Annotated in this window: 20 protein-coding genes and 1 tRNA gene; 14 read left to right on the top strand and 7 right to left on the bottom strand. The window is 48.3% G+C overall.

Going from position 1 to position 24,700, the window contains the following annotated elements; all coding sequences use genetic code 11:
• Window position 1 precedes the first annotated feature (1 nt).
• From NX722_RS26825 to NX722_RS26815, 3 genes are all read right to left on the bottom strand, one after another.
• A complete protein-coding gene (locus NX722_RS26825; protein WP_262565887.1) occupies window positions 2-733 on the bottom strand; it encodes a DUF4956 domain-containing protein in 732 nt (243 codons plus the stop codon).
• 258 nt (window positions 734-991) lie between these two features.
• Entirely contained in the window at window positions 992-1,087 is a 96-nt protein-coding gene (locus tag NX722_RS26820) for a MetS family NSS transporter small subunit (protein ID WP_262565886.1), read from the bottom strand.
• Window positions 1,088-1,089: 2 nt separating this feature from the next.
• Window positions 1,090-2,580, bottom strand: a complete 1,491-nt coding sequence (locus tag NX722_RS26815; protein ID WP_262565885.1) for a sodium-dependent transporter — start codon at window positions 2,578-2,580, stop codon at window positions 1,090-1,092.
• A 367-nt stretch (window positions 2,581-2,947) separates the two neighbouring features.
• Between NX722_RS26815 and NX722_RS26810 the strand changes: the two genes are divergently transcribed.
• Window positions 2,948-3,637 (top strand): hypothetical protein, encoded by a 690-nt coding sequence (locus tag NX722_RS26810; RefSeq protein WP_262565884.1) that lies wholly within the window; start codon window positions 2,948-2,950, stop codon window positions 3,635-3,637.
• A 54-nt stretch (window positions 3,638-3,691) separates the two neighbouring features.
• On the opposite strand, the gene NX722_RS26805 is transcribed toward NX722_RS26810, so the two are convergent.
• Window positions 3,692-4,381, bottom strand: coding sequence for an MliC family protein (locus tag NX722_RS26805; RefSeq protein WP_262565883.1), 690 nt, complete (start codon window positions 4,379-4,381; stop codon window positions 3,692-3,694).
• Between the two features lie 231 nt (window positions 4,382-4,612).
• Here NX722_RS26805 and NX722_RS26800 point away from each other — a divergent pair, with 231 nt between their 5' ends.
• From NX722_RS26800 to NX722_RS26785, 4 genes are all read left to right on the top strand, one after another.
• Complete coding sequence (locus tag NX722_RS26800) at window positions 4,613-5,278, top strand: energy transducer TonB (protein WP_262565882.1); 666 nt, start codon at window positions 4,613-4,615, stop codon at window positions 5,276-5,278.
• Window positions 5,279-5,650: 372 nt separating this feature from the next.
• Window positions 5,651-7,084, top strand: coding sequence for an esterase-like activity of phytase family protein (locus tag NX722_RS26795; protein WP_262565881.1), 1,434 nt, complete (start codon window positions 5,651-5,653; stop codon window positions 7,082-7,084).
• Between the two features lie 155 nt (window positions 7,085-7,239).
• Entirely contained in the window at window positions 7,240-8,946 is a 1,707-nt protein-coding gene (gene pilB / locus NX722_RS26790) for a type IV-A pilus assembly ATPase PilB (protein WP_262565880.1), read from the top strand.
• A gap of 37 nt (window positions 8,947-8,983) precedes the next feature.
• Window positions 8,984-9,059 (top strand) — tRNA-Thr (locus tag NX722_RS26785).
• Window positions 9,060-9,128: 69 nt separating this feature from the next.
• On the opposite strand, the gene putA is transcribed toward NX722_RS26785, so the two are convergent.
• Window positions 9,129-12,299 carry a bifunctional proline dehydrogenase/L-glutamate gamma-semialdehyde dehydrogenase PutA gene (gene putA, locus NX722_RS26780; protein WP_262568732.1) on the bottom strand — a complete coding sequence of 1,057 codons (3,171 nt, stop codon included), beginning with the start codon at window positions 12,297-12,299 and terminating at the stop codon, window positions 9,129-9,131.
• A gap of 255 nt (window positions 12,300-12,554) precedes the next feature.
• On the opposite strand from putA, the gene NX722_RS26775 reads away from it, so the two are divergent.
• The 8 genes from NX722_RS26775 to NX722_RS26740 all read left to right on the top strand — a co-directional run bounded on the left by NX722_RS26775 (window position 12,555) and on the right by NX722_RS26740 (window position 21,166).
• Entirely contained in the window at window positions 12,555-12,827 is a 273-nt protein-coding gene (locus NX722_RS26775; RefSeq protein ID WP_262565879.1) for a DUF4212 domain-containing protein, read from the top strand.
• Window positions 12,824-14,626 (top strand): sodium:solute symporter family protein, encoded by a 1,803-nt coding sequence (locus NX722_RS26770; protein ID WP_262565878.1) that lies wholly within the window; start codon window positions 12,824-12,826, stop codon window positions 14,624-14,626. Before NX722_RS26775 ends, NX722_RS26770 begins: the two co-directional genes overlap by 4 nt.
• A 203-nt stretch (window positions 14,627-14,829) precedes the next feature.
• Window positions 14,830-15,438, top strand: a complete 609-nt coding sequence (locus tag NX722_RS26765; RefSeq protein ID WP_262565877.1) for an MATH domain-containing protein — start codon at window positions 14,830-14,832, stop codon at window positions 15,436-15,438.
• A 99-nt stretch (window positions 15,439-15,537) separates the two neighbouring features.
• Window positions 15,538-16,308, top strand: a complete 771-nt coding sequence (locus tag NX722_RS26760) for an SDR family oxidoreductase (RefSeq protein ID WP_262565876.1) — start codon at window positions 15,538-15,540, stop codon at window positions 16,306-16,308.
• A 612-nt stretch (window positions 16,309-16,920) separates the two neighbouring features.
• Window positions 16,921-17,475: a type VI secretion system tube protein Hcp gene (locus NX722_RS26755; RefSeq protein ID WP_262565875.1), complete on the top strand. Its 555-nt coding sequence runs from the start codon at window positions 16,921-16,923 to the stop codon at window positions 17,473-17,475.
• A 297-nt stretch (window positions 17,476-17,772) separates the two neighbouring features.
• Complete coding sequence (locus tag NX722_RS26750) at window positions 17,773-19,842, top strand: protein-disulfide reductase DsbD family protein (RefSeq protein WP_262565874.1); 2,070 nt, start codon at window positions 17,773-17,775, stop codon at window positions 19,840-19,842.
• 18 nt (window positions 19,843-19,860) lie between these two features.
• On the top strand, window positions 19,861-20,601 hold the full coding sequence (locus NX722_RS26745) for a DsbA family protein (RefSeq protein WP_262565873.1): 741 nt from the start codon (window positions 19,861-19,863) through the stop codon (window positions 20,599-20,601).
• A 58-nt stretch (window positions 20,602-20,659) separates the two neighbouring features.
• A complete protein-coding gene (locus tag NX722_RS26740; protein ID WP_262565872.1) occupies window positions 20,660-21,166 on the top strand; it encodes a protein disulfide oxidoreductase in 507 nt (168 codons plus the stop codon).
• A 193-nt stretch (window positions 21,167-21,359) separates the two neighbouring features.
• Here the strand turns inward: NX722_RS26740 and NX722_RS26735 are convergent, their stop codons facing one another.
• Window positions 21,360-21,788: an H-NS family histone-like protein gene (locus NX722_RS26735; RefSeq protein WP_262565871.1), complete on the bottom strand. Its 429-nt coding sequence runs from the start codon at window positions 21,786-21,788 to the stop codon at window positions 21,360-21,362.
• A 333-nt stretch (window positions 21,789-22,121) separates the two neighbouring features.
• Complete coding sequence (locus NX722_RS26730; protein WP_262565870.1) at window positions 22,122-23,033, bottom strand: hypothetical protein; 912 nt, start codon at window positions 23,031-23,033, stop codon at window positions 22,122-22,124.
• 424 nt (window positions 23,034-23,457) lie between these two features.
• On the opposite strand from NX722_RS26730, the gene NX722_RS26725 reads away from it, so the two are divergent.
• The gene (locus NX722_RS26725) at window positions 23,458-24,603 is read left to right on the top strand and encodes a site-specific integrase (protein WP_262565869.1); all 1,146 of its coding nucleotides are present in this window, start codon (window positions 23,458-23,460) and stop codon (window positions 24,601-24,603) included.
• Window positions 24,604-24,700 lie beyond the last annotated feature (97 nt).

The raw sequence follows: 24,700 nt of genomic DNA, 5'->3' as shown, positions 1-24,700 counted from the left end.
GCTAAAGACCTGAGATATCGTTTTGTTCAAGTATCGATATTTCAACATGATCGAACTTACTATCCAGCTCACTCATGATTAAATCTAATTCTCCGGCACTGTCGACATTAATAAAGAACAGTGCGTCAACTTTTGATTCAGAAAAATCAAGCCGGCTGAGTTCCATTCTTGTCACATAATTAATTAGCACATTCTTCAAGCCGGAAAGAATAGCATCTTTTGATGTGCCAGCTTCCATTGTGTAACTGACCGAAAGAAACAGTGCGTTTTCATGGAAAGACTGTGCGGTCTTCTTTCTGGAAAATATCAATAGCACAAGGATAATAAAGCAGGCAGCAACAGCGGCAAACGTCTGCCCCGCACCAAGCGCAATCGCTATACCAATATTCAGAAAGAGGTACACCAGCTCTTCGGGTTCTTTAATTGGGGTTCTGAATCGTACAATGGATAAGGCACCAACAAGACCAAGTGCAAGTGCCAGAGAAGCTTTTACAACAGTAATAATCAGAATGATCGACAACACAAGCGTCGGAAACAGTCTGGAAAAGTCCTTTCGATTACCAAAGGCCTTTGAGTATTTCCTGAAATGGATACCTATGAGGTTAGCCAGGGCATAACCAATGAGCAGGTTCAGAGCCAATGATGCCAGGCTGATACTGGCATAAGGAAACAATGTAGACTTGATATCCTGAGGCAGATAGGAAATCAATAAGGGGTCAACGGATTCCAACATGCTTCAACCTTCCTCTCTTAAGCCTTTATTCGTATCCCGTGTTGGGGGGACTTTGCTCGTCCCAACCTACTGGTCAAACACAGTGAATTCGTGTACTAGAGCTTGTATCGACAGGTTTCAGGAATGTTTAATCCGACTCAAAAGACCTCAGAGTTGCGTGCTGCTTTTGGCTGACCCGGCCATAGGTCATGGAGTGCGAGAAAAACGACCAGCATTCGACTTAAACCGAATGCTAGTCGCTGGCTTTCACTTTGAAAACTACTTATTACTCATCGCCTTGCGGATACACAGGCTGGCACCACCGACGGTCACACCAAACCCAAACATCATCATTAAAATTGCGCCTACTGTCATGATCAGGCCTCCGCCGCAGAATTGGAAGATATTGGACGACTTTGTGTCAGCAGTGTGGAAAGAGCCAGCATCGCTGCCATCAAGCCCCAACCCAGTAACAGGATGTCGAACGTTGCATAACCACCGTAATTTTCCGTTACGGCTGTGAACAGGTTGGTCGCCACAATCACCAGCAGAATACCAACACTCATAAAGCGCAGGCAGAAGGTCCACCAGCTACCCACCGTAAACTCGGAAATTCCGTTTATATGCCCCTGCAGCTCAGGCAGCTTCCGGAACACCCAGCAAACCAGAACCAGTTCGATCAGACAACTACCCAGCAGGGCAACGTTATTCATAAAGTAATCAACCAGATCGAGCAGCAGCAAACCACCATTGGTCGCAAAGACCAGAGAAATTAATGCCCCCATGCCACACATAACCGACGCGGCTTTCTTACGACTCCAGCCCAGTTTATCCATGACCGAAGACGTGACCGCCTCGACAATAGAAATGTGTGAACTCAGGCCAGCCACTACCAGGGCAGCAAAGAATACAGGACCGAGCAGCCAGGGCATTGGCAACATATTGATCGCCGTAGGAATGGTGACAAACGCAAGACCAACACCGGCACTCACGACTTCAGTAATACCCACGCCCTGTTGAGCCGCCATATAACCGAGAACCGAGAAAATCATTACACCCGCGAGCAGAGAGAAACCGCAATTAATAAATACGGTCATAAAGGCGTTGTTGTTGATGTCGGACTTTTCAGGCAGATAGCTGGAGTACGCCAGCATAATGGCAAAGCCAACGCTCAGGGTGAAGAAGATCTGACCATAGGCCGCACTCCATACTTTGGGATCAGACAGTTTGCTGAAGTCAGGCTGGAACATCCAGTTTAAACCATCCACCGCACCCGGCAGAGTCAGCACGCGCAGGGTGAACAGCACCACCATAATGAACAGAACCGGGATCATTACCTTACCCAGCCGTTCAATACCACCGCGAACACCGGTAAATACGGCAAAGAAAGTCACGCACCATGCCAGCAGCAGGGGAACCACAATATGCCATTGCAATGATCCCAAAGACGTTGGGCTATGGTCGCCTAAACGCAGGTATTCACCAAAGAAAAATGCATTGGCATCAGCCCCCCAGCCCTGGGAAACCGACAGGCCGAAATAAGACATGCCCCAGCCAATAATCACCACGTAATAACAGGCAATCACTGCCGCGATAAACACCTGAAACCAGCCAAGTACCTCCGTCGGTGGCGACAGTCTGGCAAACACCTTAGGCGCAGAACCGCGCATTTTGTGTCCAAGGCCAAACTCCATAATCATAAAGGGAATGCCCGCCGTCAGCATGGCGACAAAGTAAGGGATAAGAAACGCACCCCCGCCGTTTTCGTAAGCCATGTAGGGAAAACGCCAGATGTTTCCCAGTCCGATTGCTGAGCCGACTGCAGCAAGAATAAACCCGGTGCGCGAAGCCCACTGTTCTCGTTTCATAATTACTCCGAAACTGCAAAACTCTTCCATGCCGACTGTCATCTGGCACGGCAAGTACGAGAAAAAGTGATGGTTAATGAAGCGATTCAGGCAGGTATGCCTTACTGACTTCGGTGTCGCAGAAAAAAGAAAGCGGTTTTTTTATGCTTATTTGTCTGTATTTCCGGTCATGCTGGGTGACAGACATAACGGGAATGCGACGGGCGCAGCTGGGTAAGCTACCTGTAAAATATAAACAAAACGACATTAATAGTTTATTGATATGTATCAACAAACCATTACTGAATCATAAACTATCTGACTGAAACTCTCCTGAAACCAGTGGGCTTCTATAATGCTTGCCTGTTCATTAAACAGGGTATGCATAATGGCCAATAGATTTGTATTTGTTTTATGTTTTTCAGCCGCTTCCATTTTGGCTGATAATTCCACCACCAGAGGTTATCTTATTGTAAATATGACAGGCCTTATGGGGCATACACTGGATGGATATTCGTTTTATCTGGCTGGCGAGGATGGCCATAGAGTCTTGCTACGCAGGATAAACGAACTGCCAACAGAGGTTGCAGGGGAACAGTTTACCCAAGACTCCGAATATTTTGGTAACCATTTTTTTGGGTCAATTGCCGGTGAATACTACACAAGGACTTTTTCACACAGCCACATTTTTTCCTTTGATTTGCCTGCCCACTATCCTTATCAGTCTGTTGATAGTCAGGATCCTCAATCGTCCTATTATCAGTTGCTTTATCTCGATAACGCAGGCAATCATCCACACAGTTTTGTTAACAGTGCATTCAGGCCGGATAGAAACAGTCTACCTCTCACCGTTTTATATCAATTTACAGGCTCCGATTTAATGTTGAGAGCAAATAGGTGGTATGGATACACAGGAAGTCCGGCAGTTTACTTTCCTGACGAGCAAGATAATTCACGAAGAACACTCTATACAACTTTGATATTACCCTCAGCCAATATCAGTCAGAGTTTTCCCGAAGGCTACAACAGAAGCCCGGCGGATAATTCTTACAGGCACTGCGAAAGCCTCTCCTGGTGACCCCGAAAAGCCCGCCAAACCATAAAGTAGCCAAGCTTTAAAACAACTGAGTGCTTATGGATAGAGAGGATTCAGGATCATTCCACACCCTGTCAAAGGTCTTCCGTCCACAACCAGACTGACACTCACGTCAAAGCGATCACCTTTCATGGTATCAACACAAGGCTGGTCTTCTATCGACAGCCAGAGACTGTGTTCTGCATCACTGGCGGCAAATATCAGGGGGCTTTTATCGGCGTGGCTCGATTTCGGAGTCGCAATTCGGAACGATACTGTGCCGTAGTCACCAACGTACAACATGTCACCCTTGCGGCTCAGTTCCAGTTTCCAGCCTGGCTCGTTCCCCATGGCAATGAAATCAGCCCCCCGGTAACGCGCGTCTTCCCAAAGGCTTTTGCGGCGGTCAATCTGGCATTTGTAGCGTTGGGAACCATCGTTAAAATACGCCATATCTCCTTTTCCCTGCAGGCTTATTTTTCCAAGGCTGTAATGAAAACCTGACGCCACCAGATTCTGCTTTAATGTGTGAGAACCGTCTTTTAAATCAACGGTGATCGTATTTTCCGTTCCATGAGCGGGAAAGCCAAAACCTTTATCACACTGATAATAAAAAGCAGACCCCTCCTTGCTGATCACCGGCAGGCGCTGACCGGGTTGATTATTAACGGCTGTTGACGTAGCGCAACCTGTCATTATCAGGCAGGCTGCCAGAACCCCTGACCGTCTCAGAGACACAACACTCATGGAAATACTCCGGGTAAGAAAGGCTGTCAACACAGTATATCTGATCCCTGCCCGTTAACTGCAGCCTGATCAGCATCAGACAAAGCAGGCATATCAATTTAAAACCTTTGTATTGGAAGTGTTCCAGACAGTGATTATTAAGACTACAATTCTGACGTTTCATCTCGCCACGGGGGCGGTATTATAAAACCTTTTGCACCATTTTTGCTGGCTGCCACTACGGTGCATGCTGTGCTTCTGTACAATGACCTATGGTGGAAAAAACCAGCCTCAGCCAGTCTGGCTTCAAGTCACCAAACCATCAGCCTGAGACTGATCCATCGCTCTGCTCAGAAAGACGTTTCGTTTCAAACAACGCATCCTGCTTCCAAACAACCTGCTTCCAAACGACCTGAGCAACCAGAGACACCTTCTACCCCTCCTCAACGAGAAGAGCGACCATCGCTGAAGCCCGTAACAACTCAACAGCCTGCTCATACTCCCCGGGTTCAAAAAGCAGCAGACCAACCTGAAACAGAACGACGCACAGTTTCTACAGAGGCTGCCCCCACCACAGAGTCGCCCGAAATCTCCGGGGCAGACGCTTACTCGTCACCGCTATCCAGTCAGGCCAGCCAGACCAGTGACTTTGAACAGTGGCTGGCAACGCTGCAGTCCGTTATTAACCAGAACAAAACCTACCCCTACCAGGCTCAACGTCGAAACCTGTCAGGAAGCGTTGAGGTCATGCTGGAAGTTAATCCGGATGGTTCGCTGATGAAAGCTGAGATTATCCGTGGCAGAAAAGTGTTTCACAACAGCACGCTCAGAGCCATTCGAAATGCTTTTCCTGCATCACGGACTCACAAAGACGCCCCTGTCATTGTTCATCTGACTGTCCATTACCAGCTCAGATAGCCCTGAAGCTTCGGTGCGTTTTCAAATTTGACATCCTCCCCCACCTGAGGAGGGTGTCGCAAAACCCTCCCCAAGCCGGGGGTATTACGCGGTTTTTTGATAAACCAGCTGCAATCCCCTGACGACAATCCTTTCAGTGCTATCTTTTTGATAGTTATGACCATTCTGTCAGTTAGCGGGCTGGTCTGGCTTATCCAGAGAACAGCACGTCAAATATTATCAGGAAATAATCATTAACCAGCATAATTTCAACTACGCTTATCATCATACCAAACAGCCATGAGCAGGAAATGCAGCTCTCCCCGAAGTATGAGAATGGGTACAGAGTTTGAAAAGCTGCATTTTCATAGTAAAAGCGTACAAAGATAAACTATGAGAAAAATAATCTGGCTTTTGCCTCTACTCCTTCTGTTGCAGACTCATATCGTCAGCGCTGCCTCTCAGAACAACCCTCTGCAAAACCCCCTGCAAAACAAGTACACATACAGAGGAACCGTCTTACTGGGTCATTCGAAAGATCAGCCCGTTCTCGGCATATCTTCCATTCGTTATGACCAGAAGTCAGACCAGTTCATCATCGTGTCTGATGACACCGGAGTTGTTCCTAACCTGTATGAAGAACCTGGTAAGCCTCGTTTCTATACACTCTCAGGTCAGGCGGTCCTCAATGCCCTTAAAGCATCGACTCAGGAACAGGCAGCACCTGCACTGGATTCAAGCTTTATAGATGAAATTCATTTAACGGTTGACCCTGATGAGTCTCAATGGAGCAGTCGTAAAAACTGGATTCAGGACGGGCATATTGATACCGAGGGGCTGGCTTTGTTTAAGGACAGCACAGACCTTCTGATCGCTTCTGAACAGGGCGCTACATACCCGGTCAAAACCTTCAGAATGAAACAGTTCTGGGACGTCCACAACTCACTCCGGGTTCCAGACGTCGACGTAGCAGCTTCACTACTCAGGGTTGACCGGGACTTCGGAACACTGGTGCAGCGGTACTATTTTCCTTCTCACTACAACGCCCCCTTACTCAGATCAACCCTGAGTTATATATTCCCTCAATTTGCCATGAAAGCTTATGACTGGGTAACAAGCGAGAATATCGGCTTGCAGAGGAACCGGGGAATAGAAAGTATCGATTTTATCCCCGGCACCAACGAAGTCATCGCTATCACGGAAATGCCTTTGCGTCAGGACATAGCTCCCTGGAAAGCCGCATTCCCCGCAGGCAAAAACACTCCCCCGACACCTCCCCCCTGCCGAATCATTCATCTGTCACTGGATGAATTCCGCGATGATTCCCAGTTCTATCCGATTGTAAAAAAGGAACTTCTGTATGGCGTTGAACGAATGCCAGCGAAATACACTCAGAATACAACCGCCACCATAAAAACAGGGGTTTCGGATCTTCTCGCTTTAAGTGCTTCAGAATTGCTGGTTATTGAAAGAACCCGGATTACTTTTTCTCCACAGGATCAGGCTGCCCGAAAAAGGTTTGAACCTGAAAAGCCTGTCTCGGTTATGGAAATTTTCAAGGTCGATCTGGATCTGGAAAAACAATATCATGTGACAGGGCAGGCCAGGCTGACACCTGAAATGATGGGTACAAAACGAGTAGTAAACAAAACCCTGCTATTCAGTACATTGCGAGCCACTGAAAAGGGTGTATTCGATAACATGAATATTGAAGGCATTACTAAAGGCCCTGAAATAGATGGGAAAAAAACCATTGTTCTTGTTAACGACAATGACGCCGGAAAAGGTGACATCACCAAACTCATTTTTCTGACCGTTAACCAATAATCAACGCTACGGGCTACTCTCTGGTAGCCCTGTTATCTTTAGCCCCCCCACCCTTAAAACCCAATAAACTACTTAACCCCATCAGAACTCTGCTGATATAGTAATTAACAGTTCTGCGATATCAGCTCTTAAAACAGAATAACAATGGAACCACAATGGCAGACACTCCCCTGAACGGCCTGGCCGTACGTCTGGTGGTCAATCAGCTGGTTGATGAAGATGCCGTTCGGTCTGCTCAGGCAAAAGCTGAACAGTCCGGCAAAACCTTGTCCTGGCAACTGATTGAAGATAAGCAGATTACCTATCAACAGCTGGCACTGGTGACCGCTGAAGAGTTTGGCATCCCGGTTCTGGACCTTACCGCTTTCGATCCTGAAAATGTCCCGAAAGAACTCGTCAATGAAAAGCTTGTTCGCAAGCACAAGGTGATGCCTTTAATCAAACGCGGAACCCGTCTGTTTGTTGCCGTCGTCAATCCTGCTGATCATCAGGCCATTGACGAAATTCGCTTCAACACAGGCCTTGCTACCGAACCTGTTCTGGTTGAAGAAAACAAAATAGAAGCTTTTATTGACCGGGTTTTAGAAGGTGGCGATAACTCGCTCAGTGATTTTGATGATGAAGAGTTTGAGAACCTTGATGATCTGGAAGTCAGTGCCGTAGAAGAAGCAGGCGAAGATTATGGAGGCCCTGCAGAAGACGATGCGCCGGTAGTAAAATTTGTTAACAAAATGCTGCTCAGCGCTATTAAGGGAGGCGCTTCCGACCTGCACTTCGAGCCTTACGAAAAAAGTTACCGGGTGCGTTTCAGGACAGACGGTGTTCTGCACGAAGTCGCCAAGCCGCCAGCCACTCTGTCTCCAAGAATTGCCTCCCGACTGAAAATCATGTCGGCCATGGACATTTCTGAGCGCCGCAAGCCTCAGGATGGTCGGATAAAAATGAAACTGTCGAAAAGCAAGTCTATTGATTTCCGGGTCAACACTCTGCCAACCCTCTGGGGAGAGAAGATCGTACTGCGTATTCTGGATCCATCCAGTGCCAAGATGGGGATAGACGCTCTTGGTTACGAAGAAGAACAGAAAGCCATGTACCTTGAAGCCCTGGAGCAACCACAGGGCATGATTCTGGTCACAGGCCCTACCGGATCAGGAAAAACTGTATCGCTTTATACCGGCCTGAATATTTTGAATACCCCGGAACGCAATATATCTACATCTGAAGATCCTGTGGAAATCAACCTGGAAGGCATCAACCAGGTCAACGTAAACCCCAAGCAGGGCATGGATTTTTCTCAGGCGTTAAGGGCATTCCTACGACAGGACCCTGACATTATCATGGTGGGTGAGATCCGGGATCTGGAAACCGCAAACATCGCTATCAAGGCAGCCCAGACAGGCCACATGGTGATGTCAACGCTGCACACCAACAGTGCGCCGGAAACCCTGACCCGCTTGCAGAATATGGGAGTGCCGTCGTTCAACATCGCAACCTCGGTCAGCCTTATCATCGCACAGCGCCTGGCAAGGCGCCTCTGCACCAACTGCAAAGTGGAAGTCGACATTCCCAAAGAGACACTGCTGGAAGAAGGTTTTACCGAAGAGCAGGCCGCTGAGGCTGTTATTTATGGCCCCAAGGGCTGCGATCAGTGCAGTAAAGGCTATAAAGGCCGGGTGGGTATTTATGAAGTAGTGAAGATTACGCCATCCATGCAACAGGTTATTATGGAAGAAGGCAACTCGCTGGAAATTGCAGAAGTGGCCAAAAAAGAAGGTTTTAACAATCTCCGGCAGTCCGGTTTGCTCAAAGCACTCCAGGGAGTCACCAGCCTGGAAGAAGTTAACCGGGTAACGCTGGATTAATCACTGCGTGTGATATAAGTTGAAGTTTGCGATTAAAGCCGGCGTAGCACAACTGGTAGTGCAGCGTATTCGTAATACGAAGGTTGGGGGTTCAAGTCCTCTCGTCGGCACCACTTCTCTCTCTGTTTTTCATCATTCAGCCAGGCTTCGACACGACTGTGAAGCCTGACTGGATACTGCTGTTAATGGCTGTCACCCAGCGACAATAACGTTGCGTTACCACCGACAGCCGTCGTATTAACAGTGCGGGTTCGCTCTGTTGCAAACCGGTAAAGATAATGCGGCCCACCGGCTTTAGGCCCTGTACCTGACAGTCCCTGCCCACCAAAAGGCTGAACCCCGACCATGGCACCTATCTGGTTACGGTTAATGTAAGCATTCCCCACCTTCAGACGCTCCTCAATATAACAGGCAGAAGCCTCATTGCGGGTATGTACACCGAGGGTTAATCCATAACCAGTGTCGTTAATATCATCCAGAATATGATCCAGTTCTGAAGCCTTGTAGCGAATCACATGCAGTATCGGGCCAAACTGCTCCCGTTCCAGCTGTGAAATACTATTAATTTCAAAAGCGACAGGCGCAATAAAGTAACCATCATCACAATCGTCTGGCAGCGGCGTTTCAGCAATCAGTCTGGCTTCCTGTTTCATTTTCGCAACATGACGTTCAAGGCCTGTCAGGGCTTCTGCATCAATAACAGGGCCAATATCGGTTTCATGGAGTGCCGGGTCACCCACCAGCAACTCCTTCATAGCACCTTTCAGAAGTTGAATAATCCGTTCTGCAACGTCATCCTGAAGATACAAAACCCGTAAAGCAGAACAGCGCTGCCCGGCACTGCCAAAGGCAGAATGAATAACATCCTGCACCACCTGCTCAGGCAATGCCGTAGAATCCACTAGCATGGTATTCATGCCGCCGGTTTCCGCAATCAATGGCACAATGGCTCCCTGCCGGTTTGCCAGAGTCTGATTGATCAGCCGGGCTGTTTCAGTAGACCCTGTAAAGGCAACCCCGGCGACTCGTGGATCAGCAACTAAATGGCTACCCACCGTTGCCCCGTCACCCGGCAGCAGATGAATAACATCACCTGGCACCCCGGCTTCCAGTATCAACTCTGTCGCCCTCGCCGCAATCAACCCGGTCTGTTCAGCAGGCTTGGCGATCACCGTATTACCCGCTGCCAGCGCAGCCGTTACCTGACCCAGAAAAATAGCCAGGGGAAAGTTCCACGGGCTGATACAGACGAAAACGCCGCGACCCGACAGGTACAGCTCATTAGACTCTCCGGTTGGTCCGGTCATCACCATGGGCGCACCGAATTTTTCCCGAGCCTGAACCGCATAATAACGACAGAAGTCAACCGCCTCACGAATTTCATCAATCGCATCATGAAGGGTTTTACCGGCTTCCCGATGACAAAGCGCCACCAGCTCGTTCCGGTGTATTTCCAGCAAGTCTGCGAGTCGTTCCAGACAGGCAGAACGCTCATTAACACCAGTCTGGTTCCAGCGGTTAAAGGCATGGGTTGCTTTATCCATAGCCATTTCAACGTCGGCATTACCTGCCCAGTGAATGGTGCCAACGGTTTCCTGCCGTTGGTATGGGCTCAATACTTTCGTGACTGCCGCTGTTTCCTGTGGCTGACCACCAATGATGGGGCCTTTTTTCCACTGCCGGGTCATATGTTTCTGCACACCGTCACGGAAAGATGTCCACTCATTTTCAATATCAATATTAATGCCGCTGGAGTTTACCCGCTCACTGCCAAAAATCGCTTCTGGCAGGGGGATGCGGTCATTGGCCAGTACTGAATACTGCTGCAACCGTTCGGCTGGATGTTGAACAAGGTCTGCCACTGGTGTTTTCGCATCCACCAGACGATGAACAAAGGATGAGTTCGCCCCGTTTTCCAGCAAACGTCTGACCAGATAGGGCAGAAGGTCTTTGTGACTGCCAACGGGTGCGTAGATTCGGACCTCTGACTGCTCCTGTTGCATAACCGTGTTGTAAAGAGCGTCCCCCATCCCATGAAGCCGTTGAAATTCATAAGTCTTCTGGCTTCCTGCCATACAGAGAATGGCAGCAACGGTGTGAGCGTTATGACTCGCAAACTGTGGAAATAACAGAGGCTGTACGAAATCCTGCAATAGAAAGCGGGCGCAGGCCAGGTAAGCAACATCAGTCGCTTCTTTACGGGTATAAACCGGATAACCATCCAGCCCCTGTTGCTGGGACAGCTTGATTTCGCTGTCCCAGTAAGCCCCTTTTACCAGCCTGAGCGGAATTCTATCTCCCTGCTCTCTGGCCAGCCCCGCCAGCCAGACCAGCACCGGCAATGCCCGTTTGCCATAAGCCTGAACCACCAGCCCAAAGCCTCCCCAGCCGACACAGTCCGGGTGGGTATACAGCTTTTCAAACAGCTCAAGGGAAAGCTCCAGCCGGTCCTGCTCCTCCGCATCAATCGTGATGCCTACATTCAGTTGTCGGGCCTCCTGAATCAAAACCAGTACACTGTTAAACAACTCGGTCATGACCCTGTTTTTCTGGGACACTTCGTAGCGAGGGTGCAATGCAGACAGTTTGATGGAAATGGAGGGGCGTGGGGACGTTGCCTTTTGAGAAAGCTTTCCCACAGTCCTGATCGCAGACAGGTATTCCCCATGATATCGTGCGGCATCCTCTTCGGTGAGCGCCGCTTCACCGAGCATATCGAACGAATAGGCATAGCCCTGCTCCATGGCTTTGTGACCATTTTTCAGGGCTTCTGTAATGGTGCGTCCCAGAACAAAATGTTTGCCCATAATCTTCATAGCTTGGTGAACGGCCTGCCGAATCACGGGCTCACCCATTTTATTCACCAGACGATTGATCACACCGGATGAGGAACCATCTTCGTTGCGATCAAGGGTGACCACCTTGCCGGTCAGCATCAGCCCCCAGGTGGAGGCATTTACCAGTAACGATTCACTCTGGCTAAGGTGGCTGTTCCAGTCAGCAACGCTTAATTTATCTTTGATCAGCGCATCAGCCGTTTCAGCATCAGGTATTCGCATTAATGCCTCAGCCAGACACATCAGCAAAATGCCTTCTCTGGTGTCAAGGCTGTACTGCAACAGCAGAGCATCAATCATGTGAATAGCGTCATTGCGCTCACGGACTTTCTCAACCAGCCCCGTGGCTCGCTGCGAGACAACCCTGAGTTCCTGCGGGGCTGGCCTGACCTCTGCCAGCAACTCCGCCAGCCAGGCCGACTCATCAATACAGTAGTGGGGAGAAATCTGGCGCCGCAACCGGGCGGAGCCTGATTCAAGAATATCGGGAATAAACGCATCGCAAGCTTTTAGCATATTGTTATCTCTCACTTATAAGCCGGGGAAAATCCTTTTTCTAATTACCCTGAACGCCAAGACTCGTGGCAGATAATGCACAAAATCCTGAGAGTTGCCTAGTCTGACCGAAAACAGGCGCTCTCAATACACTCTCAATACAGTAGGACAGCAAAACAAATTAGCCTAAAGTCTTAAAGCCGGAATGCTTACATCCTGTTAGTGTGAACACCGTCTCCATAATAATAAGAAAGAAAGAAATAAAGAGAGCGCCCTATGCAAGATAAACAAGCGGCTCACGCCTACTGGAAAGAAAACATAAGGCTGTTACTCAGCCTGCTGGTGATCTGGTTTGTCGTCTCATTCGGTTGCGGCATCCTGTTTGTCGATCAACTCGACAAAATCACCTTCTCCGGCTTCCCACTCGGATTCTGGTTCGCCCAGCAGGGTTCCATATTCTCATTCGTTGCTATTATCTTTTTTTACATCTGGCGCATGAATGTGCTTGATCACAAATACAATGTTTATGAAGAGGAAAAAGAATCATGAGTACAGCTATGCTGACCTACCTCTTCATTGGGGCAACGTTCGCCCTGTATATAGGCATTGCCATCTGGTCCAAAGCCGGGTCCACTAAAGAATATTACGTGGCCGGAAAAGGCGTTAACCCCGTTGCGAACGGAATGGCGACCGGAGCCGACTGGATGTCGGCTGCATCGTTTATTTCCATGGCCGGTATCATCTCTTTTATCGGGCGTGACGGTGCGGTTTACCTGATGGGCTGGACCGGCGGTTATGTACTGCTGGCGATGTGCCTTGCCCCTTACCTGCGCAAGTTTGGCAAATTCACAGTGCCGGACTTTATTGGTGAGCGCTACTACTGTCAGACCGCCCGCATGGTGGCCGTGATCTGCGTTATCTTTATCTCCTTCACCTATGTGGCCGGTCAGATGCGCGGTGTAGGCATTGTCTTCTCCCGTTATCTTGAAGTAGACATTACCCTGGGCGTTATTATCGGGATGGGAATTGTCTTCTTTTACGCGGTTCTTGGCGGCATGAAAGGCATCACTTATACGCAGGTGGCTCAGTATTGCGTCATGATCTTCGCCTTTATGGTGCCAGCTATTTTCATCTCCATGATGATTACCGGAAACCCCATTCCACAACTGGGCTTTGGCAGTGAAGTCTCAGGCACAGGCATGTCGGTGTTGGAAAAACTCGACGGCCTTTCTGCCGAACTGGGCTTTGACCAGTATACCAGCGGCAGTAAATCGACCATTGACGTCTTCTTTATCACAATGGCCCTGATGGTCGGTACTGCTGGCCTGCCTCATGTTATTGTCCGCTTCTTCACAACCCCAACGGTTCGCGATGCCCGCAAATCCGCTGGCTACGCCCTGCTGTTTATTGCGATTCTTTACACCACCGCTCCTGCCGTTGCTGCCTTTGCGCGTATCAACCTGCTGAACACCGTCAGCGACAGCTCGTATAAAACGCTGCCAGAGTGGTTCTCAAACTGGGAAAATTCAGGTCTGATCGCCTGGGTGGACAAGAACGAAGATGGCAAGATTCAGTACACCGCCGGTGCTGCCATGGCTGGCAAGCCAAGCTTTACTGACGGACGCGGTGAGCATGGTCAGCGCCTGATCAATAACACCGCCACGGATAACGCCAACGAACTGTATGTTGACCGCGACATCATGGTACTGGCCAATCCTGAAATCGCCCAGCTCCCGGCCTGGGTTATTGCCCTGATTGCCGCCGGTGGACTGGCTGCGGCGTTATCCACAGCCGCAGGTCTGCTGCTGGTTATATCCACATCCATTTCCCACGACCTGTTGAAAAAGAACCTGATGCCCAATATTTCCGACAAACAGGAACTGCTTGCTGCCCGTCTGGCTGCTGCCGTGGCGGTTGTAGTGGCTGGTCTGTTTGGCGTCTATCCTCCGGGCTTTGTTGCTCAGGTGGTCGCCTTCGCATTTGGGCTGGCCGCCTCGTCGTTCTTCCCGGCGATCCTGTTGGGTATCTTCTACAAGCGCATGAATAAAGAAGGCGCTGTCAGCGGTATGATCGCTGGTCTGGTGTTTACCTTCTCCTATATCGTGTACTTCAAGTTCATCAATCCGGCTGCCAATACGGCTGATCACTGGTTGTTCGGTATTTCTCCGGAGGGCATTGGTACCCTGGGCATGCTGATTAACTTCAGCATTGCCATGGTCGTATGTCACCTGACCGAAGCACCGCCCAAAGAGGTTCAGGATATGGTTGAAGATATTCGCATTCCCAGCGGTGCAGGCGCACCAGTTGAGGAAGGTATTTCCAGCCGTCCGGCTGACAGTGTCAGTTAATTTATTTCTTTAACACTGCCAGTGAGGGAAGCGCGTACTTCCCTCACTACTTCCCGCCTTCTGCTGTAAAACCTTCCGCCTTAAATACCGCTCCTCCTGATCTTTGCTACTTTATTTCTGGTTGAAGCTCAGTTTCTGCTGCTGAGACTCTGCCGCTGAGACAACGAGTGTCGCCCTCATTAACTCGTCACATGGTATTCGATATGAAAATCAGGCTGTTCAAAATACTGATGAACTGCTGCTTTGCTTTTTTTGCCAACTTACTTCTGAGCTCAAATGGTTTTGCCTTTTCAGAAACGGAGAAAAGGATTACCTCTCTCAAATTATTGACCCATGCCAAAGCCTCTATCCACAAGCACCATAATGGCAGGCTGTTATGGAAAATTGAGGGGTATAGACAGAAAATGCAGGATGCGATAACAGGCAAACAAACGTCAATCTATAGCCCTCCCATGTACACTTCCCCTTTCGGATACCAGTTTCGTGCAAAGCTTTACCTGAATGGTAACGGCCTTGGTGAAGAAACCCATTTATCTCTGTTTTTTGTTCTTATGAAAGGCGAGTACGACGATTTTCTGCCGTGGCCTTTCCAGAAAAAAATCACTATGACACTCATCGACCAGGCGAATATCGGTAATGCGACTGACGCCTTTTTTTCCGACCCGTTCAGCACCTCTTTTCAAAAACCTGAAAGTAGCATGAACATCCCTATGGGCATTCCGACTTTTCTGCCATTGTGTTCCTGCTACTGTATGGACAGCAGACAGTTCATCAAAGACGACACTCTCTATATCGAGATTAATGTGAATTAAATCGGTGGACTAATCGTTTATCATACGACAGACAAAAGTCTGGCAGCTTAATAGTCAGGCTTCCAAACAGCCATGAGCGGAAAAAGGAGCAAAACACGTATGCCAAATACAGTCTTTATTACCGGTGCGACTTCAGGCTTTGGTGAAGCCTGCGCAAGGCGTTTTGCCAGAGATGGCTGGAACCTGATCATTACCGGTCGCCGTCAGGAAAGGCTGGACATGCTAACCGAAGAATTACAACAGCACTGCAAAGTACACGCCATTGCCCTGGATGTCAGAGACCAGAAAGCCATTCAGACAGCAGTTAAAGAACTGCCAGAACCCTTCAGCGATATCCACACGCTCATTAACAACGCCGGTCTGGCTCTGGGTACCGAACCGGCTGATCAGTGCGACACTGAACAGTGGATGACCATGATCGACACGAACATCAAAGGGCTCGTTATGATGACACATGCCCTGCTTCCGGCTCTGAAGAAAAACAACAGTGGCAGTATTGTTAATATCGGCTCAGTGGCAGGAACCTGGCCCTATCCTGGCGGTAATGTTTATGGCGGCACCAAGGCGTTTGTTAAACAGTTTTCACTCAGCCTTCGCTGTGACCTGCTGGGCAGTGGTGTACGTGTAACCAATATTGAGCCGGGGCTGGCTGAAACTGAATTTTCTGTCGTCCGCTTTAAAGGGGACCAGTCCAAAGCCAACGCGGTTTATGAAGGCATGCAGCCTTTGACTGCAAACGATATAGCTGACACGGTGTTCTGGATTGCAAACCGTCCTGCTCATGTCAATATCAACAACCTGGAAATAATGCCTACGCAACAGGCGTGGGCAGGGTTTGCGGTTGATCGGAAAAATGTCACAAAAAGTTGATCTATGACATCAAACTGTCATCCGAATTCAATAATACTTAGCTTCGTCAGTCCTGAGAGGTCTTCTGGCATTCGATACATGGGGTGAATGTCAGGAGATCACTTTAATGAATTTTATTGCTTTTTTATACGATAAATGCCGTTCAAAAATAGAGGCTTATATCGTACAACTACGACTATTCAATCCAGTTAAATCTTTAACCCTTCCTTTAGTTGGTTATTTTTTGACCACTCGTTATTAACCCAGTATTTATAATCGATTAATCACTTATCCACAGGTAATTCAGAGCATTGGTCAGTGTTTCTGTTAACAAATACTGATTAACTGACTTATACACAGACAGACAAAAACCACTAACCGACAACTGTGACGTACGTAAAAACCGCAAACCCTGTGTAAGCCCTACCTCACCACAAGCCCCCTATTAAATAATTTTATGCCAACAGAATAACGCTGAAGCAGCCAAGTAGGATTAGACTGATGATTTATAATGGTCGAATCAATATAAGGTCGCAATTGCATTGTAAGTCTAACCAGAAAAGCTTCCAGTCGTAACACCGGCAAACTCACCTGACTGGGAATCCGGTAAACTGATATCTGAGGACAATCGTTATGGCCAATATGTTTATAGTATGGGGAAAGTTTCAGCACAAAGCGGGAACCGTCTCTATCACCGGAGGTGACAGGATCACCCAGGGAGTAGACCCCCGTCAGTTTCCCATATTCTCCCTTAACTGGGGAGCTACCCGCGAAGTAACCATGGATGTTGGAGACGGCAGGAACCGTGACAAGGGTATGTCGTCAATGAAAAAGCTAACGTTCTCCAGAGAAATGGATCGTGCTTCAGAATACCTCATTTCACGAATGTATGTTCCAGGCCATAAAGGTGATCTGGTTAATATTTTGGTGACCAAACCAGATCGTGAAGGAAAAGGTGCCGTGGTCTACCTGCAAATTCAGTTACAAGGCGCTCGATTAGTCGATTACTGTCTTAATCTGACTGAGGGAGATAAACCCATTGAGAATCTGGCAGCCATCTACAATAAAATCATATTCCAGCATTGGAACGAAGATGTAGGAGGAAACCTGGAACCGGGTTGCGAGGTTGGCTTTGACCTGCTTACAGGCGTGTCGACATCCCACGCCGATGTGGTCAATGGGGGCTAAGATAGACGGTTTCCAGCCATTGTCAGAATCTATTGTCAATGGCTGGAAACGACTGACAGCATCATCGCAATACAAAAGAAAAACAACCTTCTGAAACCGGAAATTTAACAACACGACAACGACCATTGAAAACAGACATCAACATTTAAGCTATTGATCCAGCTATCTGACCTTTTTACACAAAACTGATACGAAGCATTACTGCTTTCTGATAAGGTCAATATAAAACCTGCGATCTGTTTCATGCTTTACCGAAATACATTTTTAACGATATTCCGGCTGCTGTCTGTTTGCCTGATGTTAACCTCTGCCAACCTGAAGGCGAATACAACCGACTGGATTTTCAGTTCGGAACAGCCCAGTGCCAAAATCCGGCTGCTGCTTTCAGGGGAGCTTGATAAGGCTGAAAATCAAGTTATTGCCGGATTACAGGTAGCGCTCGACTCGCCCTGGAAAACCTACTGGCGCTCACCGGGCGAAGCCGGTATTCCTCCCGCCTTTCACTGGCAGACAAACCACAACGTTGTCGATACGCAATGGCTCTGGCCCGTTCCTGAACGTTTTGACCTGCTAGGGATACAGACACTTGGGTATCAGGGCAGTGTCGTTTTTCCGTTACTGATTACCGTCAATGACCTGAACACGCCTGTCACGCTGGACGGCATTCTCAGGCTACCATCCTGTACTACCATTTGTGTACTCAGTGACTTTGCTGTGCAGGCATCCTTTATCCCTGACCAACTTGTACCTGACTCCGAAGCCGCTTTTTTAATTGATAAGGCTCTGTCGAAAGTACCTGAAACACATTCTATAGAAAACCCGGCTGCAAAAGGCCAGATCATAGAATCTGTTAACTGGAGAACACCAGACAGCACCGTCGTCGTCAGCGCCTCTTCACCGGATGGGTGGCAGAAACCGGATATTATTCTTGACGGCCTGCAGGACATCAGTTTTTCCGAACCAGAACTTCGAATAGAAGGGACACAATTACAAGCCATCGTGACAGCCAGCAGCTGGCTTGGTGATATTGACCTTAACCAGCAGTCTGTCAATGTCACACTGATTAATGGTGAGCAGGCGACTGAAACCGCCGTTATCATCAGTGACCAGCCCGTTACAGAGCTTTCCTCGCAACAGTCATCCTTTATGGTGATGGTTCTGTTTGCCCTGCTGGGCGGCTTCATTCTCAACCTTATGCCCTGTGTTCTGCCTGTGCTTGGACTAAAACTGTCGTCAGTTGTTCAGGCAACTGGACAGGACAGGAAAGTGGTTCGCTGGCAGTTTCTGAGTTCGGCATCAGGCATTCTGGTGTCTTTCTGGTTGCTGGCCCTGTTTCTACTGACGCTGAAATGGACGGGCAACAACCTGGGCTGGGGGATTCAGTTCCAGAATCCATGGTTTATTGGCTTTATGGCGGTTGTCACCGGACTGTTTGCAGCCAATTTGCTGGGAGCTTTTGAAATCCAGCTTTCCTCCTCCCTGAATACCAGGCTCGCTAGCACTGGCAGCAATGACCTGAAAGGGCATTTTGTGCAGGGTATGTTTGCCACTCTGCTGGCAACCCCCTGTTCAGCCCCTTTCCTGGGGACAGCGGTAGCCTTTGCATTGACAACGGACGCAATTCACCTGCTTGCTATTTTCTCTGCCATGGGCATTGGGCTGGCAGTACCGTATATTCTGGTGGCCGTTTTTCCTGCAATGCTGTCATGGCTGCCCAGACCTGGTCCCTGGATGATCAAACTTCGCCGGACAATGGCCGTCTTTCTGATAGCAACAACCCTGTGGCTGGTTCATCTGTTAAACGCTCATCTGCCTTCTGTCGGGCAGTTTGCGGTGATGTTTTTTGCGATCATCACTTTTACTTACCTGCTTCTGAAACCTTTTTTCAAGGCAAAGCAGCGACTGAGGGCAGGCACCAGTCTGCTGGCAGCTGTGCTGATCACGTTTGCCTGGCATTGGGCAGACAGAGTGACAACGCCCTTATCTGCGGCACTCTTTTCTCCTTCAGAAAGCCTGGACTGGCAAACACTGGATAGTGCAGCAATCCGGCAACACGTCCGCGATGGCAAAACCGTATTTGTCGATATCACTGCGGACTGGTGCGTCACCTGCAAAGCAAACAAGGTGCGGGTTCTGGATCGCGACCCGGTTTTATCGGCTTTAAAGAGTGAGCAGATCGTCCTGATGCGCGGTGACTGGACAACACCTTCTGACAAGGTAAACCGCTACCTGCAGCAGAACAACCAATTTGGTGTGCCGTTTAACAAGGTCTACGGACCAGAAACATCACAAGGCATTGCCTTACCCGTTTTGCTTGATCACAACACCGTAATGGATGCTCTGACAAACAGTCAGGGTGAAGAATGATTTATATTGGATAATTCAATGAAAAAACTGCTTTGTGCAATAACACTGGTGACGGCTGCCTCCGCAATCACCCCATCTTACCTGCAGGCAGCCCCCCTGGACGCTGACCAGCAACAACAGGTTCGGGAGTTGGTTCGTTCGACACTGGTCGAAAATCCAGACATTCTGGTCGAAGCCATCAATGAGCTTCGTAAACGAGAGCTTCAGGCACAGGAAGATGCCCGAAAATCCAGCCTTGAGTCAAGAAAAGATCAGTTGTTTAACACCACGGATGACCCGTTTACCGGCAACCCGAAGGGCAAGGTAGCCATGGTGTACTTTGCAGATTACAACTGTGGTTTCTGCAAGCGTCAGGACACGATTCTGGAACAGATGGTCAAACAGTATCCTGACCTGAAGATTATCTACAAAGAACTCCCGGTTTTAGGGGAAACGTCCAGAGAAGCCGCAGAGCTGATATTGGCCGCCCATGCGAGCCACCCGGATATGTACCAGAAATTGCATCACCGCCTGATGTCCAAACCAGGCGGACATGACAGCGCCTCCATAGCTGCCGCCTTCAAAGCCGAAGGACTGGATGCTAAAGCCCTGAAAAAGAAAGTAGATAACAACATCAGGACAAAGGTCGACAACAACCTCAGGCTCGCCTCTGAACTGGGCATCAGAGGTACACCTGCCATGGTCTTTGCTGACGAAGTATTGGGTGGTTTTACCAACGCCGACCAGCTGTCTGAAAAAATAAAGTCTCGACTGAACTGACAGACTATGCGACTGATATAACTGTTCAGTAAAAGGCATCTACCCCGGCGAAAACACTATGAGACCAAGATTGCGTAAATGGATCATTGAACTCTTTCTTACCGTTTTTTTTGCCGGGGTTGTCATTACCGGTTACAACCTGTACCTGCAGAAAGATATGCCGACAGGGCTGGCACCGCAGATCAGAGCCCAAACCCTGAACAACAAAGTCGTCGATCTGCATGAGCTGTCAAAATCAGCGCCGGTGCTGGTCTACTTCTGGGCCAGCTGGTGCAGAGTCTGCCAGTGGACCAGTCCAACAGTCAGTGACCTGTCCGACAGTGAAAACATTCATGTCATGACCATTGCCTTATCCTCAGGTACTGACGAACGCGTTGCTGCCTATCTGAAGGCTAACGATTTAAAGATGTCAGTCATTAACGATGATGATGGAATTATCAGCAGAAACTGGGCAATCAGCGTCACGCCGTCGTTTTTCATAGTCAGGGATGGTGAAATAAAGTCCGTTTTAACAGGGGTTACAACAAAACCAGGGCTATTAGCTCGATTGTATCTCAACCGCTAAAACCAGCAATGCTGTTTAATTATATAAGGATTCATTTTTCAGGCAGCACTTTTTCAGGCAGCACAATCAAGAAAGGAAGGCTCAATGCCTTCCTTTCTAAAGACTGCCCCCATTTTCTAACCTGTGTGATGTGCATGACTTTTCATGCACACATTCAGCGTTAGAAACTGGGGGGCTATTAAAGCTCAGTAACTTACAGCTCAGTAACGATGCAGTCTTTACGTTCTTTACCTGTACGCTTCAGGTAAGCAGTGAACTCGGCAGGAATGCGACCAGTGGTTGCACCTTCCCAGGTCACAGTTGTACCGTCTTCAGTCTGGTATTCAAACTGGTAACGCTGACGGGTTTTACCTTTACGGTTAGACTCAGTACCTTTGCCCACAACAGCCAGGTCACCGATATCCAGACCTTTATCCTGCATTTCTTTCAGAACAGCCTCAATCGCTTCACGCTTGCGCTGTTGCTCCTGCTCTACTTCCTTTTGAGCGTCCAGTTTTTCTTCGTAAATGCTCTCAATACGGCTAATTACACGCTGAATGTCTTCTACGTGCATATCCTGAAACAGTTTACGCAGCTGTACTTTGGATTTCAGAACACTCAGGGATTCTTCAAAAATATTCATTGTGAAGTGACCAACAACCAGGGACAAAAAATTACTAGTGGCGAAATCTATCACAGCCCCTCATAGATGCAAACAAGTTTGATTGTATTTATGAGGATATCGATAAATGAAAAGCTATTATTGCTTAAATATCAATCCAGTGAATAACGTTTTTAATTTTTTACTGGTCAGAACTATAACCTGAATTGGGAACACAAAATATTCTATGTTCCCAACTAACTTTTTTTCAACTTATCCATTCAATTATAAAGCTGTTTTACCTCATTCTGTTTTGAAAGCCCGGGAAGCTATTGCCCGACATCATGCGTAACCCTACACTGCCAATCGCTTCTATTATCTTCGATTTTTGTACAGATAAACGAACACACCTGTGGCCATAACGAAATCACCCACCGTGAAGGATGTACCAATAGGAGTCTGGTGAACTTCCTTATTCCAGGCACCATACAATACACCTGTGATACTGCCAGTGATTGCATCCCATAACGGTGAAGTTGTAACCCAGCTCGTAACATAGGCACCCACCGCAGGAATACCTGTTTTTTTCATTCCTGTCCATGCCCAGCCTCCGGCCCATTTGGCAAACATGCCTAAACCATCCAGGCAGGATTTGGCACAGCTTCGGACACCTGCATTTGACTGGCCAGCTTCATTTTCAGTGACCAGAAGCACGTCGCAGAGTTGTTCGTTATGCAGAGCCTTTCGATAGTGTGTGTCACCAAGCAGTTCTTTCTGAATGAATTCTTCAACTTTAATGACACTTTGCAGACGTTCATCCTGAAGCTGAAATCTTTCATCCTGACTAAAAGGCAGCTGATCCATTTGCTCTATATATTCCGAGATCTTGTTGTTGCGCCCTTTGTCTTCTTCTCTTGACTGAACTGCAAAACAATTGGTGTTCTCAGGCTGAAATACTCCTGGTAAATGGGAGTTCACATAGCTGGCTACACGTTTTCTTTTTGGTTCATAATCCTCACTGGCATCCAGAAAGCCACAACTGCCAGTACCACGAACAAGGACTTTATTTGTCGAAGTCGACTCGTTGTCGTGATATATGCATTCAAATATTCCACGCTCAACCAGTCCCCTGTCTGGTTTAAGCCCAGTCAGCCTCTGACTTGCCCCGGTTGTCTGAATGTTTTCAGAAGCTTCGGGCCGAACGCGATGTTCCTCTAGCGGCAAAGACCAGGCACTCGTTGCTACCAATGCCGCAAACAGGCCTGTCGCCCAAACTGTTTTTTTCACAAATTACCTCCCATTAGCCTGTTCTGACCAGAGCTTATTTTGGGAAAGAATGTCCACTTCCCAAATAGTTGCCACGGCTGCCTGTGCCTGAAAACCGCTAAACCGATTGGTAAAAATCTGGCTGGTGCAGCTATTAGTAATAAGCAACTGGCAGTTATATTGCGTGGTGTATGCAATATAGACCTGCGGTTTATCTGAAAAGAGTCTAGAAGAGACTCTTCTTGCCTACAAGTTTCCCAAAAACGACGGGGACTGTAGGAGATTCAAGCACTTACAGGAAAGTCCGTGCCTACACTTGCGCCGACGTAATGGCAACTTTACGTATCAAAGAAGGTTCAAGAACAAGATACACTCCATCAGTTTAAGGACTACCAGCCCTAATCAGGCAAAGGTTATTTCTGCATTGATGGATTGTATTTTGGAAATGAGAAGTAGGAAGCTGGACATATTCGCCAACCTGAAGACAGAACTGGAAGATGCCAGAGACACAGCAGACCACTATACCCAGATAGTTATTGACGGTTGCCTGAGTGAATTACCGGAAGCTGAAGAGTGGTTTAGTCCCGTAGATGACAGACAGGCAGCTGAGAGAGTCAGACAGTATGCTGAAGGTGTCCGGAAGGTTTGCCGATTGGATACTGAGATTGAGACTATTGATACCAAAACCAGTACCAGCGATACCAAAGCAGTAAAGCCTAAAGCCAACATACCGCCACTTGAGACTCTACTGACTGACTTCTGCAACTCAAAGGCAGCAACAGGGGACTGGAAACCACATCGAGTAACCCATAACACAAGCTACCATAAGCGAGCCTTCCGACTACTGAAAGACCTGACTGGTGTTACCTGTGTTACTCAGCTGGACAAGCAGAATGCCCGACAGTTCAAAGAAGGTTTGCTATCCAGTGACTATAAGCGGTCTACAGCTGACAGCATCTATCGGAAGGTTTCAGCTGTGATTGACTGGGTAATTGCTAATACTGACCACATTGAAATAAACCCACTGGAGCAGATAGGCGGGATTAAAGGAGCTACAAATACCAGCGCACCGCCAATGACCAGGGAACTTATGGTTAAGCTTTTGGATACTTGCAGTTCTACCTTCAGAGATGTGTACCGTCTTTACTACTTCACAGGAGTAAGGAGTAACGAACTATTGGAGAAAACCACGTGGGAAACTGTTGATGGTATCAAGTGCTTACAGGTAGGCGATACAAAGACTGAAGCAGGACGCAGGCATATACCGCTGCACCATTCAATCAGCCACCTGTACGGTTACGACATTGAGCCATTCACAGTTGAGTACAACAAAACAAACAAGTTCAATGCCGACATAAAGGCCGCTCTGGGTTCAGTGGTGATTAAAGGAGAGGACAAGGCTTATTGCCTCAATAGCTTTCGACAGGGATATGCGGACAAGCTACGGGCTGTTGAAGGCTCCCCAGATAGTTTGATCAAGGCACTGATGGGACATGCTCAAGATGACGTTACTCATGCAGTGTATGGCGAGGGATGGAACAAGCAGGTTAAGAGAATGAAAGCCGTGATTGATCAGATACCAGAACTTTAAGTCAGTGCTGGAGTAAAGCTGGTATTGTATGCCGTGACAGTCGTGGGATGGAAACTGTTCCGACTGGCATTACTGCGAGCGACGTTTTAAACGCACT

This window comes from Endozoicomonas gorgoniicola, from assembly GCF_025562715.2.
GTDB classification, from domain to species: Bacteria; Pseudomonadota; Gammaproteobacteria; order Pseudomonadales; family Endozoicomonadaceae; genus Endozoicomonas_A; species Endozoicomonas_A gorgoniicola.
Note: the sequence above shows the minus strand (reverse complement) of the source record. Positions and strands in the feature narration are given on the sequence as shown.

Bases quoted from the DNA above. Each gene is read 5' to 3' on its own strand.
- NX722_RS26825 (WP_262565887.1), bottom strand. From the start codon at position 733: ATGTTGGAATCCGTTGACCCCTTATTGATTTCCTATCTGCCTCAGGAT.
- NX722_RS26820 (WP_262565886.1), bottom strand. From the start codon at position 1,087: ATGACAGTAGGCGCAATTTTAATGATGATGTTTGGGTTTGGTGTGACC.
- NX722_RS26815 (WP_262565885.1), bottom strand. From the start codon at position 2,580: ATGAAACGAGAACAGTGGGCTTCGCGCACCGGGTTTATTCTTGCTGCA.
- NX722_RS26810 (WP_262565884.1), top strand. From the start codon at position 2,948: ATGGCCAATAGATTTGTATTTGTTTTATGTTTTTCAGCCGCTTCCATT.
- NX722_RS26805 (WP_262565883.1), bottom strand. From the start codon at position 4,381: ATGAGTGTTGTGTCTCTGAGACGGTCAGGGGTTCTGGCAGCCTGCCTG.
- NX722_RS26795 (WP_262565881.1), top strand. From the start codon at position 5,651: ATGAGAAAAATAATCTGGCTTTTGCCTCTACTCCTTCTGTTGCAGACT.
- pilB (WP_262565880.1), top strand. From the start codon at position 7,240: ATGGCAGACACTCCCCTGAACGGCCTGGCCGTACGTCTGGTGGTCAAT.
- putA (WP_262568732.1), bottom strand. From the start codon at position 12,299: ATGCTAAAAGCTTGCGATGCGTTTATTCCCGATATTCTTGAATCAGGC.
- NX722_RS26775 (WP_262565879.1), top strand. From the start codon at position 12,555: ATGCAAGATAAACAAGCGGCTCACGCCTACTGGAAAGAAAACATAAGG.
- NX722_RS26770 (WP_262565878.1), top strand. From the start codon at position 12,824: ATGAGTACAGCTATGCTGACCTACCTCTTCATTGGGGCAACGTTCGCC.
- NX722_RS26765 (WP_262565877.1), top strand. From the start codon at position 14,830: ATGAAAATCAGGCTGTTCAAAATACTGATGAACTGCTGCTTTGCTTTT.
- NX722_RS26760 (WP_262565876.1), top strand. From the start codon at position 15,538: ATGCCAAATACAGTCTTTATTACCGGTGCGACTTCAGGCTTTGGTGAA.
- NX722_RS26755 (WP_262565875.1), top strand. From the start codon at position 16,921: ATGGCCAATATGTTTATAGTATGGGGAAAGTTTCAGCACAAAGCGGGA.
- NX722_RS26750 (WP_262565874.1), top strand. From the start codon at position 17,773: ATGTTAACCTCTGCCAACCTGAAGGCGAATACAACCGACTGGATTTTC.
- NX722_RS26745 (WP_262565873.1), top strand. From the start codon at position 19,861: ATGAAAAAACTGCTTTGTGCAATAACACTGGTGACGGCTGCCTCCGCA.
- NX722_RS26740 (WP_262565872.1), top strand. From the start codon at position 20,660: ATGAGACCAAGATTGCGTAAATGGATCATTGAACTCTTTCTTACCGTT.
- NX722_RS26735 (WP_262565871.1), bottom strand. From the start codon at position 21,788: ATGAATATTTTTGAAGAATCCCTGAGTGTTCTGAAATCCAAAGTACAG.
- NX722_RS26725 (WP_262565869.1), top strand. From the start codon at position 23,458: ATGAGAAGTAGGAAGCTGGACATATTCGCCAACCTGAAGACAGAACTG.